This window comes from Streptomyces griseobrunneus (genome assembly GCF_046713465.1).
In the GTDB taxonomy this organism is placed as follows: Bacteria; Actinomycetota; Actinomycetes; order Streptomycetales; family Streptomycetaceae; genus Streptomyces; species Streptomyces microflavus.
Window position 1 is genome coordinate 6005337 of sequence record NZ_CP177080.1, and the last position, 17913, is coordinate 6023249.

At 71.7% G+C, this 17913-nt stretch carries 11 protein-coding genes; 8 read left to right on the forward strand and 3 right to left on the reverse strand.

The genetic code is table 11. From position 1 onward, the window contains the following. Window positions 1-35 precede the first annotated feature (35 nt). The 6 genes from ACK8N7_RS27370 (at window position 36) to ACK8N7_RS27395 (ending at window position 13599) form a co-directional block, all read left to right on the forward strand. The gene (locus ACK8N7_RS27370; RefSeq protein ID WP_403208715.1) at window positions 36-1712 is read left to right on the forward strand and encodes a glycoside hydrolase family 13 protein; all 1677 of its coding nucleotides are present in this window, start codon (window positions 36-38) and stop codon (window positions 1710-1712) included. Further along, complete coding sequence (locus ACK8N7_RS27375; RefSeq protein ID WP_500444403.1) at window positions 1697-2758, forward strand: LacI family DNA-binding transcriptional regulator; 1062 nt, start codon at window positions 1697-1699, stop codon at window positions 2756-2758. The genes ACK8N7_RS27370 and ACK8N7_RS27375 overlap by 16 nt, the downstream gene beginning before the upstream one ends. A gap of 432 nt (window positions 2759-3190) precedes the next feature. After that, entirely contained in the window at window positions 3191-4921 is a 1731-nt protein-coding gene (locus tag ACK8N7_RS27380; protein ID WP_500444404.1) for a carbohydrate-binding module family 20 domain-containing protein, read from the forward strand. Window positions 4922-5006: 85 nt separating this feature from the next. Next, entirely contained in the window at window positions 5007-10334 is a 5328-nt protein-coding gene (gene pulA / locus ACK8N7_RS27385) for a pullulanase-type alpha-1,6-glucosidase (protein WP_500444405.1), read from the forward strand. Between the two features lie 198 nt (window positions 10335-10532). Further along, the gene (locus tag ACK8N7_RS27390) at window positions 10533-12716 is read left to right on the forward strand and encodes an ATP-binding protein (RefSeq protein WP_500445856.1); all 2184 of its coding nucleotides are present in this window, start codon (window positions 10533-10535) and stop codon (window positions 12714-12716) included. A 178-nt stretch (window positions 12717-12894) separates the two neighbouring features. Beyond that, window positions 12895-13599 (forward strand): DUF2470 domain-containing protein, encoded by a 705-nt coding sequence (locus tag ACK8N7_RS27395; protein WP_031122177.1) that lies wholly within the window; start codon window positions 12895-12897, stop codon window positions 13597-13599. Between the two features lie 96 nt (window positions 13600-13695). On the opposite strand, the gene ACK8N7_RS27400 is transcribed toward ACK8N7_RS27395, so the two are convergent. Genes ACK8N7_RS27400 through ACK8N7_RS27410 form a run of 3 tightly spaced genes read right to left on the reverse strand, consistent with a single transcriptional unit; the run spans window position 13696 to window position 16451 of the window. Then, window positions 13696-14430: a TetR/AcrR family transcriptional regulator gene (locus ACK8N7_RS27400; RefSeq protein ID WP_500444406.1), complete on the reverse strand. Its 735-nt coding sequence runs from the start codon at window positions 14428-14430 to the stop codon at window positions 13696-13698. A gap of 35 nt (window positions 14431-14465) precedes the next feature. Further along, window positions 14466-15542 (reverse strand): PDR/VanB family oxidoreductase, encoded by a 1077-nt coding sequence (locus ACK8N7_RS27405; protein WP_500444407.1) that lies wholly within the window; start codon window positions 15540-15542, stop codon window positions 14466-14468. A 3-nt stretch (window positions 15543-15545) separates the two neighbouring features. Then, the gene (locus ACK8N7_RS27410) at window positions 15546-16451 is read right to left on the reverse strand and encodes a metal-dependent hydrolase (protein WP_500444408.1); all 906 of its coding nucleotides are present in this window, start codon (window positions 16449-16451) and stop codon (window positions 15546-15548) included. Between the two features lie 95 nt (window positions 16452-16546). Here ACK8N7_RS27410 and ACK8N7_RS27415 point away from each other — a divergent pair, with 95 nt between their 5' ends. Together ACK8N7_RS27415 and ACK8N7_RS27420 are read left to right on the forward strand one after the other, a co-directional pair. Then, window positions 16547-17314 carry a class I SAM-dependent methyltransferase gene (locus tag ACK8N7_RS27415; protein WP_403208729.1) on the forward strand — a complete coding sequence of 256 codons (768 nt, stop codon included), beginning with the start codon at window positions 16547-16549 and terminating at the stop codon, window positions 17312-17314. Between the two features lie 27 nt (window positions 17315-17341). Further along, window positions 17342-17839, forward strand: a complete 498-nt coding sequence (locus ACK8N7_RS27420) for a hypothetical protein (RefSeq protein WP_500444409.1) — start codon at window positions 17342-17344, stop codon at window positions 17837-17839. Window positions 17840-17913 lie beyond the last annotated feature (74 nt).

Genomic DNA, 17913 nt, shown 5'->3' on the forward strand with positions numbered 1-17913 from the left:
GGCGCCGCTCCCCACCCAGACACCCCAGGGACGACATGACCCAGCACCTCGCTGCCCCCTCCACCGGCACGTCCGACGATGCCCCGGGCCACCGCACCGGCTGGTGGCAGGACGCGGTGATCTACCAGGTCTATCCGCGGAGCTTCGCCGACGGCAACGGCGACGGCATGGGTGACCTCGCCGGCGTCACCGCCCGCCTCCCCTACCTCCGGGACCTCGGCGTCGACGCGGTCTGGCTCTCCCCCTTCTACGCCTCCCCGCAGGCCGACGCCGGCTACGACGTCGCCGACTACCGGGCCATCGACCCCATGTTCGGCACCCTGCTGGACGCCGACGCGCTGATCCGCGAGGCGCACGGCCTGGGCCTGCGCATCATCGTCGACCTGGTGCCCAACCACTCCTCCGACCAGCACGAGTGGTTCAAGCGCGCCCTGGCCGAGGGGACCGGCTCCGCCCTGCGCGAGCGCTACCACTTCCGCCCGGGCAAGGGCGCCGACGGTGAACTCCCGCCCAACGACTGGGAGTCCATCTTCGGCGGCCCCGCCTGGACCCGTACGGTGAACCCGGACGGCACCCCCGGCGACTGGTACCTCCACCTCTTCGCCCCCGAGCAGCCCGACTTCAACTGGGAGCACCCGGCCGTCGCCGACGAGTTCCGCTCCATCCTGCGCTTCTGGCTCGACATGGGCGTCGACGGCTTCCGGGTCGACGTCGCCCACGGCCTCGTCAAGGCGGAGGGCCTGCCCGATCTCGGCGCCCACGACCAGCTCAAGCTGCTCGGCAACGACGTCATGCCCTTCTTCGACCAGGACGGCGTGCACGCGATCTACCGCAGCTGGCGCACCATCCTCGACGAGTACCCGGGCGAGCGCATCGCTGTCGCCGAGGCGTGGACCCCGACCGTCGAGCGCACCGCCAACTACGTCCGCCCCGACGAGATGCACCAGGCGTTCAACTTCCAGTACCTGGGGACCGCCTGGGACGCCGCCGAGCTCCGCAAGGTCATCGACATCTCGCTCGACGCGATGCGCCCGGTCGGTGCCCCCACCACCTGGGTGCTCTCCAACCACGACGTCACCCGGCACGCCACCCGCTTCGCCAACCCGGCGGGCCTGGGCACCCAGATCCGTACCCCCGGCGACCGCGAACTCGGCCTGCGCCGGGCCCGCGCCGCCACCCTCCTGATGCTCGCCCTGCCCGGCTCCGCCTACGTCTACCAGGGCGAGGAGCTCGGCCTGCCCGACGTCACCGACCTGCCCGACGAGGCCCGCCAGGACCCCTCGTTCTTCCGAGCCGAGGGCCAGGACGGCTTCCGCGACGGGTGCCGCGTCCCGATCCCGTGGAGCCGCGAGGGAACGTCGTACGGCTTCGGCGCGGGCGGCAGCTGGCTCCCGCAGCCCGCCGGCTGGGGCGAGCTCTCCGTGGAGGCGCAGACCGGTGTGGAGGGCTCCACGCTGGAGCTGTACCGGGCCGCGATCGCCGCCCGCCGGGAGCACCCGGGCCTTGGCGCGGGCTCCGCCGTCGAGTGGCTGGACGGCCCCGAAGGCGTCCTCGTCCTCGGCCGCCCCGGCTTCGTCTGCACGGTCAACACCACCGGCGCCCCGGTCCGGATCGCCGCCCGCGGCCGGGTGCTGCTCGCCAGCGCCCCGGTCACCGTGGACGGCGCCGAGGCCGTGCTGCCCGCCGACACCACGGTGTGGTGGACGGTGTGACGCTGCCCGCACCCAGGACCACGGCAGCGCCCCGGCTCTCCGACATCGCCGGCCAGGCGGCGGTCAGCGAGGCGACGGTCAGCCGGGTCCTGAACGGGAAGCAGGGCGTCGCGGAAACCACGCGTCAGCGGGTGCTCGCGGCGCTCGACATCCTGGGCTACGAGCGGCCCGTACGGCTGCGGCAGCGCAGCGCCGGACTGATCGGCCTGGTGACGCCCGAACTCACCAACCCGATCTTCCCGGCGTTCGCGCAGTCCGTCGAACAGGTGCTGGCCGGGCACGGATACACCCCCGTGCTCTGCACCCAGCTGCCGGGCGGCGCCACCGAGGACGAGCTGGTCGAACAGCTCGTGGAGCGGGGCGTCGGCGGCATCGTCTTCCTGTCCGGGCTGCACGCCGACACCTCGGCCGACCCGGCACGGTACGCCGCGCTCGCCGAGCGCGGTGTGCCGTTCGTCCTGATCAACGGCTACAACGAGCGGATCAGCGCCGCGTTCGTCTCGCCCGATGACAACGCTGCCGTACGGATGGCCGTCGGGCACCTCGCCGACCTCGGCCACCGCCGGATCGGCCTCGCCATCGGCCCCCAGCGGTATGTGCCGTCCCGGCGCAAGCGGGACGGGTTCGTGGAGGCGGCGGTCTCGCTGCTCTCCATGGACCGCTCCGAGGCCGAAGGGCTCGTCTGCTCCACGCTGTTCAGCGTCGAGGGCGGCCAGGTGGCGGCGGGCGCCCTGCTGGACGCGGGGTGCACCGGCATCGTCTGCGGCAGCGACCTGATGGCCCTGGGCGTCGTGCGCGCCGCCCGGGGGAGGGGGCTCGACGTGCCGCGTGACGTCTCGGTCGTCGGCTTCGACGACTCGCAGCTCATCGCGTTCACCGACCCGCCGCTGACCACCGTGCGCCAGCCCGTCCAGGCGATGGCGGCGGCCGCGGTGGGCGCGCTGCTGGAGGAGATCGGCGGAAGCCCGGTGCAGCGCACCGAGTACGTCTTCCAGCCGGAGCTGGTGGTACGGGGCTCGACGGCGGCGGTACGCACGGAGGGCTGACGAGGCCCCGGGGAACACGTACAGAGAGGCACCAGGAGTCGGCCCAGGAAGGGCCGGCGGGGAGTTCTTGCGACTCCGGGTGCCTCTCTTGTCGTGACCGGCCCGGCCGGCCGGGCGCGTGGGGTCCGGGCACCGCGAGGCGGCTACCGGAACCCTCGGCCGACCGGACCGGAGTCGGATGAAACGTAACAGGCCCGCAATATCTTGCGAAAGACCTTGCAGCAAGAAATCGTGAAGAAAACGGCGCTGTTTCGCCGATGTGAGCGGGAGATGTCCAAAGGGTTGACCAGTCCCTGACGGCCTCGTACGGTCTGGTCCGCGGCAAGGTTTGCATTCTTGCAGCAAGAACCTTCAGGAGCCTTGAGGGCATGGCGCGTTGCCGGCTGAGGCTGCACCGTCACCCGCGTTTCCCCCACCCGCAGGAGGAAAGACATGGCACGCAGACCCCTGTCTGCCGCGCTCGCCCTCGTGGCCGGCGCCGCTGCCGCCCTTGTCATCCCCACCGGATTCGGCACCGCGTCCCCCGCGCAGGCCGCCGCTCCGGGCGACAAGGACGTCACCGCCGTGCTGTTCGAGTGGAAGTTCGCCTCCATAGCCAAGGCCTGCACGGACACCCTGGGTCCGGCAGGTTACGGCTACGTCCAGGTCTCGCCGCCCCAGGAGCACATCCAGGGCGGCCAGTGGTGGACGTCGTACCAGCCCGTCAGTTACAAGATCGCCGGTCGCCTCGGTGACCGGGCCGCGTTCTCCGCCATGGTGAACACGTGTCACTCGGCCGGGGTCAAGGTCGTCGCGGACTCCGTCATCAACCACATGTCCGCCGGCAACGGCACGGGCACCGGCGGCTCGTCGTACACCAAGTACGACTACCCGGGGCTCTACTCGGTCAACGACCTGAACCACTGCCAGACGCCCATCACCAACTACAACGACCGTGCCAACGTCCAGAACTGCGAACTGGTCGGCCTCGCCGACCTGGACACCGGCGAGGACTACGTACGCGGCAAGGTCGCCGGCTACCTCAACGACCTGCTCTCCCTCGGGGTCGACGGCTTCCGGATCGACGCGGCCAAGCACATGCCGGCCGCCGACCTCGCCAACATCAAGTCCCGGCTGACCAACCCCGACGTCTACTGGAAGCAGGAGGCGATCTACGGGGCGGGCGAGGCGGTCTCGCCCTCCGAGTACCTCGGCACCGGGGACGTCCAGGAGTTCCGGTACGGGCGCAGCCTCAAGCAGGTCTTCCTCAACGAGAACCTCGCCAACCTGAAGAACTTCGGCGAGGGCTGGGGCTTCATGGAGTCCGGGAAGTCCGGCGTCTTCGTCGACAACCACGACACCGAGCGCGGCGGCGACACCCTCAACTACAAGAACGGCTCCGCCTACACCCTCGCCAACGTCTTCATGCTGGCCTGGCCCTACGGCTCCCCGGACGTCCACTCCGGCTACGAGTTCAGCAACCACGACGCAGGACCGCCCAACGGCGGCCAGGTGAACGCCTGCTACGCCGACGGCTGGAAGTGCCAGCACGACTGGCGCGAGGTCTCCTCCATGGTCGGCTTCCGCAACGCCGCACGCGGCCAGTCCGTCACCAACTGGTGGGACAACGGCGGCGACCAGATCGCCTTCGGCCGGGGAAGCAAGGCGTACGTTGCCATCAACCACGAGGGCTCCTCGCTGACCCGGACCTTCCAGACCTCGCTGCCCGCCGGTGACTACTGCGACGTGCAGAGCGGGCGGGGTGTCACGGTGAACGGTTCCGGCCAGTTCACCGCCACGCTGGGCGCGGGCACGGCCGTGGCCCTGCATGCCAATGCCCGTACGTGCGCGGGCGGCGGCGGTTCGAACCCGAACCCCGGCAACGGCCAGTCCGGCGCCTCCTTCGGCGTCAACGCCACCACCCAGCCCGGCCAGAACATCTACGTCACCGGCGACCAGGCCGCCCTCGGCAACTGGAACCCGGCCAGTGCCCTGAAGCTCGACCCGGCCACGTACCCCGTCTGGAAGCTGGACGTGAACCTGCCCGCCGGGACCTCGTTCGCGTACAAGTACGTCCGCAAGGACGCGAGCGGCAACGTCACCTGGGAGAGCGGAGCCAACCGCACCGCCACCGTCCCGTCCTCCGGGAAGGTCACGCTGACCGCCGACGTCTGGCGCAGCTGACCCTCCCTCCCTCCTCCGCGGGCCGGTGACACCGTCACCGGCCCGCACCCCACCCTCCTGAGACCAGCCGAGGAGCAACCCTCTCGTGTCCCGAACCACGCTCAGGCGAGGGGTGGTCGCCGCGCTCTGCGCGGCGCTGCTGCCCGTCGTCCCGGCGGCCACCGCCGCCGCTTCGCCCAGACCGCCCGCCCCGCCCTCCGACGCGAAGCTGGCCAAGGAGGCGGCCCGGCACGATCTCACGCGTGAGCAGTTCTACTTCGTGCTGCCGGACCGGTTCGCCAACGGCACCACCGCCAACGACCGGGGCGGACTGACCGGTTCACGCCTGGAGACCGGCTTCGACCCCACCGACAAGGGGTTCTACCAGGGCGGCGACCTCAAGGGCCTGTCCGGGAAGCTCGACTACATCAAGGGCCTCGGCACCACCGCGATCTGGCTCGCCCCGATCTTCAAGAACCGGCCCGTCCAGGGCACCGGCAAGGACGCCTCGGCCGGCTACCACGGCTACTGGATCACCGACTTCACCCAGGTCGACCCGCACTTCGGCACCAACGCCGACCTGGAGAAGCTGATCGACAAGGCCCATGCCAAGGGCATGAAGGTCTTCTTCGACGTCATCACGAACCACACCGCCGACACCGTCGACTACGCGGAGAAGGCTTACGGCTACAAGCCCAAGGGCGCCTTCCCCTACCTCGACAAGGACGGCCGTCCCTTCGACGACCGGGACGGCGTCAAGAAGGTGGACGAGGACTCGTTCCCGTACACCCCGGTGAAGACGCCGAACACCGGCAAGAAGGTCCCGTCCTGGCTCAACGACCCGACGATGTACCACAACCGGGGCGACTCGACGTGGGCCGGCGAGTCCAACGAGTACGGCGACTTCTCCGGCCTCGACGACCTGTGGACCGAGCGTCCCGAGGTCGTGGAGGGCATGGAGAAGATCTACGAGAAGTGGGTCCGCGACTTCGACATCGACGGGTTCCGCATCGACACCGTCAAACACGTCGACCTGGACTTCTGGACCCAGTGGGCCACCGCGCTCGACGCGTACGCCGCCAAGCGCGGCCGGGACGACTTCTTCATGTTCGGTGAGGTCTACTCCGCCGACCCGGCGATCACCTCGCCGTACGTGACCCGGGGCCGCCTCGACTCGACGCTCGACTTCCCCTTCCAGGAGGCCGCCCGCCAGTTCGCCTCCCAGGGCGCCCCGGCCGACCGGCTCGCCTCCGTGTACGGGAACGACTACCGCTACACCACGGACAAGGCCAACGCCTACGAGCAGGTCACCTTCCTCGGCAACCACGACATGGGCCGCATCGGGACCTTCCTCAAGCAGGACAACCCGGACGCCGATGACGCGGAGCTGCTGAAGCGGGCCCGGCTCGCCAACGAGCTGATGTTCCTGGGCCGGGGCAACCCGGTGATCTACTACGGCGACGAGCAGGGCTTCACCGGCGCGGGCGGCGACAAGGACTCCCGCCAGACCCTCTTCGCCTCGAAGACCGCCGACTACCTGGACGACGACCAGCTCGGCACCGACCGCACCCACGCCTCGGACGCGTACGACACCACCCACCCGATCTACCGCTCCATCGCCGGCCTCGCCAAGCTCACCAAGGAGCACCCGGCGCTGCGGGACGGGGTTCAGAGTGAGCTGGTCGTCGAAGGGGCGGACGGGTCGGTGTACGCCACCTCGCGCATCGACGCCGAGCGGCCGTACGAGTACCTCGTGGCCTCCAACAACGCCACCACCCCGAAGACTGTCCAGCTGGCCACCGAGTCGGCCGGGGTCGACTTCCGTACGATCTACGGCGGTTCCGGTTCGGTCCGCAGTGGTGCGGACAAGAAGGTCACCGTCACCGTGCCCGCCCTCTCCAGCATCGTGCTGCGGGCGGACAAGCCCCTCGGCGCCCCCGCCGCCAAGCCCACGATCGCTCTGAAGGCCCCGGCCGCCGGAGCCACCGGCACCGTCGAGATCGACGCCGATGTGGACGGCGGCCGGCTCAACCGGGTCGTCTTCGCCGCCCAGGTGGGCAACGGGAAGTGGCAGAAGCTCGGTTCGGCCGACCACGCCCCGTACCGGGTCACCCAGTATCTCGACGGGACCGTGAAGGCGGGAACGCCCCTGCGCTACAAGGCCGTTGTGGTCGACCGGGCGGGCCGCACCTCCAGTGCCCTCGCCGCGACCACCGCCGGCCAGGCCCCGCCGCCCGGAAAGCCCGTCGCCGTCGAGCGCGACCGGGCCGTCGTCCACTACAAGCGTGCCGACGGCGACTACGAGGGCTGGCAGCTCAAGTCCGGTGAGCAGACAGCCGAGTTCATCGGCAGGGACGCGTTCGGCGCGTTCGCCTGGATCGACCTGGAGGAGGGCACGGGCTCGGTCCCGTACACCGTCGAGAAGAACGGCACGGCGGACGGGCCGCAGCGGACCATCGACCTCGGTGTGACCGGGCAGGTCTGGATCGAGCAGGGCAAGGACGGACAGGCCACCCAGGCCCCCGAGGCCCCGCCGCAGGACACCACGAAGGCCGTGCTCAACTACCACCGGCCCGACGGCAAATACGACGGCTGGGGGCTGCACACCTGGACCGGAGCCAAGGAGCCCACCGACTGGGCCAAGCCGCTGATGCCGGTGAAGAAGGACGCCTACGGGGTCACCTTCGAGGTCCCGCTGATCGACGGGGCCACCTCGCTCAGCTACATCCTGCACAAGGGCGACGAGAAGGACCTCCCCAGCGACCAGTCCCTCGACATCGCCACGTACGGCCACGAGGTCTGGATGCTCGGCTCCAAGCCCGGCTATCTGCTCCCGCAGACCGGCGGTGGCGCGGCCCCCGACCTGTCGAAGGCCGAGGCGCAGTGGATCGACGCGAACACCGTCGTCTGGAAGGTGAAGACGACCGACGCCACCAGCCAGCAGCTCGTGTACGCGAAGAAGGGCGGCATCTCCGTCGTCGACGGGGCGCTCTCCGACGAGGGCCAGTGGCTGCGGCTCACGCAGACCGCGCTCAGTGACGCGCAGAAGGCCGAGTACCCGCACCTGAAGGACTATCCGGCCTTCACCGTCGACACCCGCGACCGGGACCGGGTCCGGGAGTCCCTGCGCGGCCAGCTCATCGCCACCCAGCGCGCGGCCAACGGCGCCCTGCTCGCCGCCACCGGCGTACAGACGGCGGGCATCCTGGATGACCTGTACGGGAAGAACGCGGCCTCCGCGTCGCTCGGTCCGGTCTTCCGCGGCGGCACGCCCACCCTCTCCGTCTGGGCCCCCACCGCCACGGCCGTCGCCCTCGAACTCGACGGCCGTACGCACCCGATGAAGCGCGACGACCGCACCGGCGTCTGGTCCGTCACCGGCAAGAAGGACTGGCGGGGCAAGTCCTACCGGTACGCCGTCACCGTCTGGGCGCCCACCGTCCAGAAGCTGGTCACCAACAAGGTCACCGACCCCTACTCCACCGCCCTGACCGCCGACTCCGCCCGCAGCCTCGTCGTGGACCTCACCGACCCGAAGCTGGCGCCGCGCGGCTGGTCCGGCCTGAAGAAGCCCGCCGCCACCCCGCTGCGGGACGCCCAGATCCAGGAGCTGCACGTCCGGGACTTCTCCATCACGGATCGCACGTCGGCCCACCCGGGTGAGTACCTGGCCTTCACCGACACCCGGTCCAGGGGCATGCAGCACCTGAAGAAGCTCGCGGACTCCGGCACCAGCTACGTCCACCTGCTGCCCGTCTTCGACATCGGGACCATCCCGGAGAAGAAGAAGGACCAGGCCAAGCCCGCTTGCGACCTCACCGTCCACGCCCCCGACTCCGAGGAGCAGCAGGCCTGCGTCTCCGAGGCCGCCGCCAAGGACGGCTTCAACTGGGGCTACGACCCGCTGCACTACACCGTCCCGGAGGGCTCGTACGCCTCCGACCCGGACGGCACCAAGCGCACGGTCGAGTTCCGGCAGATGGTCCAGGGCCTCAACCAGGCCGGACTGCGCACGGTCATGGACGTCGTCTACAACCACACCGTCGCCTCCGGCCAGGACGACAAGTCGGTGCTGGACAAGATCGTGCCCGGCTACTACCAGCGGCTCCTGGAGGACGGCACCGTCGCCACCTCCACCTGCTGCGCCAACACCGCGCCCGAGAACACCATGATGGGCAAGCTCGTCGTCGACTCGATCGTCACCTGGGCGAAGGAGTACAAGGTCGACGGCTTCCGCTTCGACCTGATGGGCCACCACCCCAAGGAGAACGTCCTCGCGGTCCGCAAGGCGCTCGACGGGCTCACGCTCGCCAAGGACGGCGTCGACGGGAAGAAGATCATTCTGTACGGCGAGGGCTGGAACTTCGGCGAGATCGCCGACGACGCCCGCTTCGTCCAGGCCACCCAGAAGAACATGGCCGGCACCGGCATCGCGACCTTCTCCGACCGGGCCCGTGACGCCGTCCGCGGCGGCGGCCCCTTCGACGAGGACCCCGGCGTCCAGGGCTTCGCCACCGGCCTCTACACCGACCCCAACTCCTCCCCGGCCAACGGCACCCGCGCCGAGCAGAAGGCCCGGCTGCTGCACTACCAGGACCTGATCAAGGTCGGCCTCACCGGCAACCTCGCCGGCTACACCTTCACCGACACCTCCGGGCGGACGGTCAAGGGCTCGGACGTCGACTACAACGGGGCACCCGCCGGATACGCGGCGGCCCCCGGCGACGCGCTGGCCTACTCCGACGCCCACGACAACGAGACGCTCTTCGACACCCTCGCCTTCAAGCTCCCGGCGGGGACACCGGCCGCCGAGCGGGCCAGGGCCCAGGTGGTCGCGATGGGCGCCTCCGTCCTCTCCCAGGGGCCCTCGCTCTCCCAGGCGGGCACCGACCTCCTGCGCTCCAAGTCCCTGGACCGCAACTCCTACGACAGCGGCGACTGGTTCAACGCCCTGCACTGGGACTGCCGTGACGGCAACGGCTTCGGCCGGGGCCTGCCGCCCGCCGCCGACAACCAGGACAAGTGGCCGTACGCGAAGCCGCTGCTGACGGCCTCCGCCACGATCGCCCCCAAGTGCGCCCAGATCGACGGGGCCTCGGCCGCCTACCGCGACCTGCTCACCATCCGTACCACCGAGAGGGAGTTCTCCCTCTCCACCGCCGGGCAGGTGCAGTCGGCCCTGTCCTTCCCGCTCTCCGGACCGGCCGAGACCCCCGGCGTGATCACCATGCGCCTGGGCAGGCTGGCCGTCGTCCTCAACGCCGGCCCCGACACCGCCACCCAGCGGCTCGCCGCCCCGGCGGGGAAGACGTACGCCCTGCACCCGGTCCAGGCCAAGGGTGCGGATCTTACGGTCAAACGAGCCAGGTACGACGCGAAATCAGCCAGTTTCACCGTACCGGGACGCACGGTGGCGGTCTTCGTCCTGCGCTGACTCCGAGCGGCACTACGGTGACGGCAGACGTCGGCGAAGGAGCCGCGAAAGCCGTCCTGGTCCACCGGGCCGGTCCCGCTTTCCCCGTCGAGGTTTCCTCGGCGAGGGGAAAGCGGGACCGGCCCGGTTCGTGCGGCAGGAGTTCCGCCCGGGGCGGTCGGCTCACCGGCGCCCTCTGCCCCAGCGTGCCGGACGGTGATGATGACCAAGGTGGGATTCCTTCCCGAGGAGACGAGCAGCTTCGTCGGGAGGCGGGCCGAACTGGCCCGGCTGGAAACCGCGTTGACCACGCGGCGGATGACCACACTGATCGGGCCCGGCGGTGTCGGCAAGAGCCGGCTCGCCGTCCGGGCCGCCCGCGCCGCCGCCGACCGCTACCCGGACGGCGCCTGGTGGGCCGACCTCTCCCCGCTCTACGACGACGCGCTGCTGCTCCCCACCGTCTCCGACGCGGTCGGGCTCGCCGACCACACCCTGCGGATGCCCGTCGAGGCGCTCTGCGAATGGCTCAGCGACAAGAACCTCCTGCTCGTCCTCGACTCCGCCGAACACCTGCGTGCCCCCTGCTCCCATCTGCTGGCCGAACTCCTCACCACCTCGCCCGGCCTGACCGTCCTGGTCACCAGCAGACAGCCGCTGGGCACCCGGGGCGAGCACGTCGTGCGGATCCCGCCGCTGCCGGTCGACGGCGCCCCCGACGCGCTCCAGCTCTTCGAGGACCGGCTCCGCGCCGGCGACCCCCGGGCGGGGCTGGACGCGCCCGGCGACCGGGCGGCCGCCGCCGACATCTGCCGGCGCCTCGAAGGCATCCCGCTCGCCATCGAACTGGCCGCCGCGGGCATCGGCCGCCACACCGTGGCCCAGCTCGCCACCCGCATCGGGACCCGCTTCGACGCCCCGGTCGACGCCGAGGACCTCACCGCCTCCCGGCTCGACCTCCTCGCCGACGACTCCCTCTGGCCCCGCCGCCACCGCACCCTGCGCACCACGATCGGGTGGAGCCACGAGCTCTGCACCCCGCTGGAACGCCTCCTCTGGGCCCGTCTCACCCTGCTCCGCACGGACTTCGACGAGGAGGTCGCCCGCGAGGTCTGCACCGGCGGGCCGCTCACCCCTCACGAGGTGGACCGGGCGCTGCAGGGGCTCGTCGCCCAGTCCGTCGTCCAGCGCGACGGCACCCGCTACCGGATGCTCGACACCCTGCGCGAGTACGGCCGCATGTGGCTAAGGGAGCTCGGTGAGGAGCGCGCGGCCGCCGACCGGCACGCGAGAAGCTTCCTCGGTCTCGCCCGCCGCGCCCACGACGGCTGGACCGGCCCCGACCAGATCACCTGGTACCACACGATCGCCGACACCCACCTGGACCTGTGCGCCGCCCTGGACCACCTGCTCGCCCACGATGTGGCGGGCGCCCAGGAGATGGCGGGCCGGGTCGGCTTCTTCTGGGCCTGCTGCGGCCATCTGTCGGAGGCGCGCGGCTATGCCCAGCGCGCCCTGGACGCGGGCCCGGTGGAGGGCCCGCACCGGACCAGGCTGCAGTGGGTGCTCGGCGTCGCCGCCCTGCTCCAGGGCGACTTCGCGACCGCAGAGAAGTTCGGGGCGCTCTGCACGGCCATCGCGCTGTACGACCACGACGACGAGGGCATGCTCGGCGCCACCTACCTCTCCGGCCTCACCCAGCTGATGAACGGCGAGCCCGCCGCGGCCCTGGAAGCGGCCGAACGGGTGCTGCGGATGACCGAGACGGCCCCTTCCGACGGGGCGTCCCCGGAGCCGCGCGGCACCGCCGCCGCCGACACCTCCGAGGCGGCCGGTGGGTCCGGCCCCGACTCCGACTCCGACCCCGTGCCCGTGGAGTCCGCCCACCGGCTGCGCTGCCGCCTCATCACCGTCTTCGCGCTCACCGCGCTCGGCCGGCTCACCGAGTCCGGGCGGGCCGCCGCCACACTGCGCCGGTCCTGCGAGCTGGGCGGCGAGTACTGGACCCGCTCCTACGCCGACTACCAGCTCGCCCTGATCGCCCTGCTCCAGGGCCGCCCGGAGGCCTCCGCCACGCACGCCCGGGCGATGCTCGCGGGCAAGCACCGGCTGCGCGACAGCTTCGGCATCGCGCTGGGCCTGGACATCCTGGCCGCCGCCATCGCCGCCCAGGGCGCGGGCGCCCAGGCGGCCAGGGTCTACGGCACCGGGCACGCGTACTGGCGGATGGTCGGCCACCCCCAGCGCGGCACCCCGGAGCTGGGCGCGGTCCGCGAGACCTGCGAGCTCCAGGCCCGTGCCGCCGTGGGCGACGCCGCCTACCAGCGCGCCTTCGAACGCGGCCAGGCGGACAACGCGGAGGTCGGACTCGCCGCCGCGCTCCACAGCGAGCTCCAGCTCTGATCGCGAGCCCGAGGGCCCCGGGTCGGCCGGGGGAGCCCGGCGGCTTCCGGGCCGGCCCGGGAGAGCGATCCGGAAGGACCGGTTCTGACGGCGGACTACCCCGACCTCCGCGTTGTGGGTTAGGTTAGGCATGCCTAAGTAGCTGCTTGGGTTCCCTGATCGCCTCTGGAGAACTCGGATGCGTCCTTTCAGCGCCCGTGCCACGCAGCCGACCCGCGCCGAGCGCGTCCGGTCGATCCTCGTCGTCGCCCACTCGATGACGGTGGTGAGCGACGGGGTGCAGACCGAAGTCCGCCGCCTGGACGGCACGGGGGCGATGGGCCACATCCACCTGCACGCCCCCACCGAGGGCGGCCACGCCCCGGCCGGCGACCGGGTCCCGGCCCGCCTGGAGTTCACGGACATCGCCCCCACCCCCGTACGGGAGCGGCTGCGCGCCCGGGTCACGGTGACCGGGCTGCTGGCGGCCCCGTACAGCACGGACACCGAGAGCTCCACCTGCATGGAGTTCGGCCAGGCGGTCCTGGAGGACGCCGAGGGCCGCACGTTCATCACGCTCGAAGAGCTGGAGCAGACGGAGACCGACCCGGTCGCCGCGTGCGAGGCGGGCATGCTGACGCACCTGATCGACGACCACAGCGAGCTGGTGCCCCTGCTGCTGCGCCTCGTCCGCCCCCACCCGGACCGGGGCATGGTGCGGGCCGTGCCCCTGGCCATGGACCGCTACGGGGTGACCCTGCGCCTCGAATACCCGCGCACCCACCGCGACGTACGGCTGCCGTTCCCGAAGCCCGTGACCGAGATCGACCAGGCGGGCCCGCAGATCCACGCCCTCCTGGCCGCCGCCCGCCGCGTCTCGCACCGCAACGGGCTGCCGGCCTAGGGGCTTACGCGCCGCAACGGGCTTCCGGCTCAAGGGCCAACAGTGCCGCAACGGCCTTTCGGCTTCAGGGCTTGCGTGCCGCAACGGCCGCCCCGATCAAGGGCTTTCGTGCGGCAGTCGCTGCGCGGGGACGGCCGGTGCGGCGGGCGTGAGCGCGGAGAGCCGGGCCAGCAGGTCCCCGAACGGGCCCTCCGCCGGCTCCTGGGAGAGCGCCCGCAGCACGATCCCCGCCATCTCCTGGTCGTACGCGGCACTGACGGCGGCCAGCGCGGCGAAGTCGTGTACCAGCTGCATCTCCAGCTCCTCGCGCGGGATGCGCCGCCCGTCCAGCCAGATCAGTGCGGTCGACTCGGCGAGCGAGACCCAGGAGCGGACCACCAACTCAAGGCGCGCGGGCGGGTCTTCCACCCCCAGATGCGTGATGATCTGCTCGTACGCGGCCTGCCGAACCCCGTCGATCATGGCGTTGGCCGTCGAGGAGCCGACGGCCGGCCCGCCGCGCATCAGCGCAGAGAAGCCGGGGCCGTGCTCGTCGACGAAGTCGAAGAACCGTCCCATGACCCGCAACAGCCGTGCCCCCAGGGGCCCTTCGAGCGGTTCCAGGAAGCGGGCGGCCAGCTCGTCGGCGGCTCGCCGCAGCGCGGCCTCGTACAGGCTCTGCTTCCCCGGGAAGTAGTGGTAGACGAGTGGCCGTGAGATGCCCGCGGCGGCGGCGATCTCGTCGATCGACACATCCTCGGGGGAGCGCCGGCTGAACAAGTCCAGCGCGACGCCGATCAGTTGCTGCCTGCGCTCGTCGACGCCCATCCTGCGCCGTACCCCGGTCGTCATCCGGACAGCCTAACCGGGGTACGCGTCGGCATCGCCTAAAGGTCCAGCACGAGACGCCCGCCCCGGCAGCGCGAGACGCAGATCAGCATGGAGTCGCCGCGCTCGTCGTCGGTCAGCAGCTCGTCCCGGTGGTCGATCTCGCCCTCCAGGACCCGCTGTTGGCAGGTCCCGCAGAACCCCTGCTCGCAGGAGTACGCGACATGGGGCAGCTCCGCGCGGACGGCGGCCAGCACCGACTGCCCGGCCGCGACCTGAACGGTCCGGCCGCTGCGATGCAGCTCCACCTCGAAGGCGCCGGAGTCCGCCATATCGGCGCTCGCGGCGGAGAACCGCTCCAGGTGCAGGGTGCAGCCCTCGGGGAGCGCGGCGGTGACGGCGTCCATCAGGGGCTCGGGCCCGCAGCAGTAGACCGCGGTGCCCGGGGCGATGTCCGCCAGCGCGGCGGCGGTGTCGGGGTGCCCCGCCTCGTCCTGGGCGACCACGGTCACCCGCCCGCCCTCGGCGCCGAGCTTCTCGATCTCGTCCAGGAACGGCATCGATCCCCGCGACCGGCCCCCGTACAGCAGCTGCCAGTCCGCCCCCCGGGCGGCCAGCGAGCGGAGCATCGGCAGGATCGGGGTGATGCCGATCCCGCCCGCGACGAAGACGTACGCCTCCGCCTCCACCAGCGGGAACCGGTTGCGCGGCCCGCGCACCTCGATCTCCTCGCCCTCCTGGAGCTGCTCGTGCACCTCCCGCGAGCCGCCCCGGCCGCCCTCCATCAGCCGGGTCGCGACCGTGTACGTACCGGGGTCGTCCGGATCGCCGCAGAGCGAGTACTGCCGCACCAGGCCGGACGGCAGCACGAGATCCAGATGTGCCCCGGGCTGCCATCGCGGCAACTGCGCTCCCTCAAGCCGGAGTTGTACGACCCCGTCGGCGACGTGAACCCGCTCGGTGATCAGCAGTCGCCGGATGGTGGTCGGCCGCCGCCGGGAGTGGCCGGAGACCGGTTCCGCCAGGGCGGGCATCGGCCACAGCGGGGACCGGGCGATACGGCGCCTCAGGGCCCGCCGGGTGAGCAGGGCGGCACCGGAGACCAGCACGACGGTACGCAGACGGGGCAGGGCCATGGGTCAGGACGTTCCCGTCGTACGGGCCTCGGCGGCGAGCGCCGCGGGCGAGTGGGCGAGGTAGTCGACGGCCTGGGCCGTGCTGCCCTCCTGCGAGGGGTGGTACGACCGGCTGAGGTAGCTGGGGATGGACAGCAGGATCGCGCCCGTGGTCGGCAGCGTCCCCTGCCTGCCGCTGGCGTGGAACGCCTTGAACGAGGCCTTGCCGTCCAGCAGGCTCGGATCGTTGTCCATGAAGAACCGGGTCCCGCGCTGCCAGAGGAAGACCAGCGCCGAGAAGGCCGCCGCCCAGGTCCGCACCCGCCTCCGGTAGCCGCCGTCGACATGCATGAACACCTCGAACGCCACCGACCGGTGCTCCACCTCCTCCGCCCCGTGCCAGCGCAGCAGGTCCAGCATGGTCGGATCGGCGCCCTTGCGGTCCAGCGCCTCCGCGTTGAGGATCCAGTCCCCGAGGAAGGCGGTGTAGTGCTCGATCGCCGCGATCGTCGCCACCCGCTCCATCAGCCACCACTTCGACGCCCGCCCCGGCGGCAGCGTCCGGTCACCGAGCAGCTTCTCGAAGAACCAGTCGACCTGCGCGGTGTACGGGGTCGGGTCCAGGCCCAACTCCCGCAGGTGCGGCAGCACATCGTCATGCGCCTGCGAGTGCACGGCCTCCTGGCCGATGAACCCGATGACGTCCTCGCGGAGCTGCTCGTCGTGGATGTACGGGAGGACCTGCCGGTACACGTGGATGAACCAGCGCTCCCCGGCCGGGAGCAGCAGGTGGAGCACGTTGATGGTGTGCGTGGTGAACGGGTCGCCCGGCACCCAGTGCAGGGGGGTCTTCTCCCAGGCGAAGGAGACCTTGCGGGCCTTGAGCGGCGTCCGCTCCGACGCGACCGCCGCTGGCTGCGTGTTAGACATGGTGTCAATGTACTGACGGGTACCCGGGGGGACCAGAGGCGTGCAACGGATTTCCCGCCGGCGGTACGGGAGGGGGGCCGGGCCATCATGGAGGGATGACGACGAACTCAGCCCGGGCCCGCTCGTTCGACGCGGTGGCCGCCTCCTATGCCGCCAACCGCCCCTCCTATCCGCCCGCCCTGCTCGACGCGATCGAGGAGCTGTCCGGCCGCCCCCTGGCCGGAGCGCGGGTCGCGGACGTCGGCGCCGGCACCGGCATCGCCACCGCCCTGCTGGACGGCAGGGGCGCCCGGGTCACGGCGGTGGAGCCGGGAGACGGGATGGCCGCGCAGCTCCGCCGGGGCCTGCCGCACGTGCCGGTGGTCCGGGGTGACGGCAACCGGCTGCCGCTGCGGACCGGCTCGCTGGACCTGATCACGTACGCCCAGTCCTGGCACTGGACCGACCCCGCCCGCTCGGTCCCCGAGGCGCGCCGCGTCCTGCGGCCCGGCGGGGCGCTCGCCCTGTGGTGGAACGACTCGGACCCGCGCGTGGAGTGGATCGGCGACCAGCGGCGCCGGGTGCTGGACACTTTCGGCGAGGGCCAGGAGGACCACCACGTGGCGGCCTACGACGCCGACGCCCGGCTCCGGGCCGAGCTCCCCGCCGGGGTCGACTTCCGCACCCGGCAGGTCGAGTGGAGCCGGGAGGTCCCGCTCGACCTCCACCTCGCCAACCTCGCCAGCCACTCCGTCTTCCTGGTCGCGGACCGGGCGGTGGCCGGGGACGTCCTGGAGCGGGAACGGGCTCTGCTCGCCCACGCCTTTCCCGGCGGGACGGTCCGGGAGGCCTATGTCACGAGCCTGGCCGTCGCCCGTACCTGAGACCGGTTTTGGGTGCAGGATGGGCCGATGGCGACAGAACCGGAATGGCGAGTCGGAGCCGGCCCCCGGGCCGCGGGCACCCTCCTGGCAGCGCTGCTGCTCCTGACCGGGTGCAGCGCGGACGGCAAACAGAACACGGCCGACGGCGCCGGGAACGACCGTCCCTCGGCACCGCCGACCGCGACGGGAACCCTGGAGCAGCTGGCCGAGAAGGCCGGCTGCGACCCCAACGTACAGACCGACGCCCAGGAGCTCCGGCAGGCCAACTGCAAGGCATCGAACGGGCGTTATGTGCTGACCACCTTCGCCACCGACCGCGGCCAGCGCGAGTGGATCAACGAGGCCAAGGATTACGGCGGTTCGTACCTCGTCGGCCGGCGCTGGGTCGCCGTCGGTGACGCGAAGGTGGTCGCGGCGCTGCGCGGCCGGCTCGGGGGGACGGTGGAGACCACCTCGCCGCACCACTCGGGGGAGAGCGGTGATGGGGGGAGCGAGGAAGGGCACTCCGGTCACCACGGGAGCTGACCGCGCAGGTCGAGGGGGACGGGCCTTACGGGGGTGGTGCCGGTGCCGAGTCAGCGGCACCGGCACCACCCACC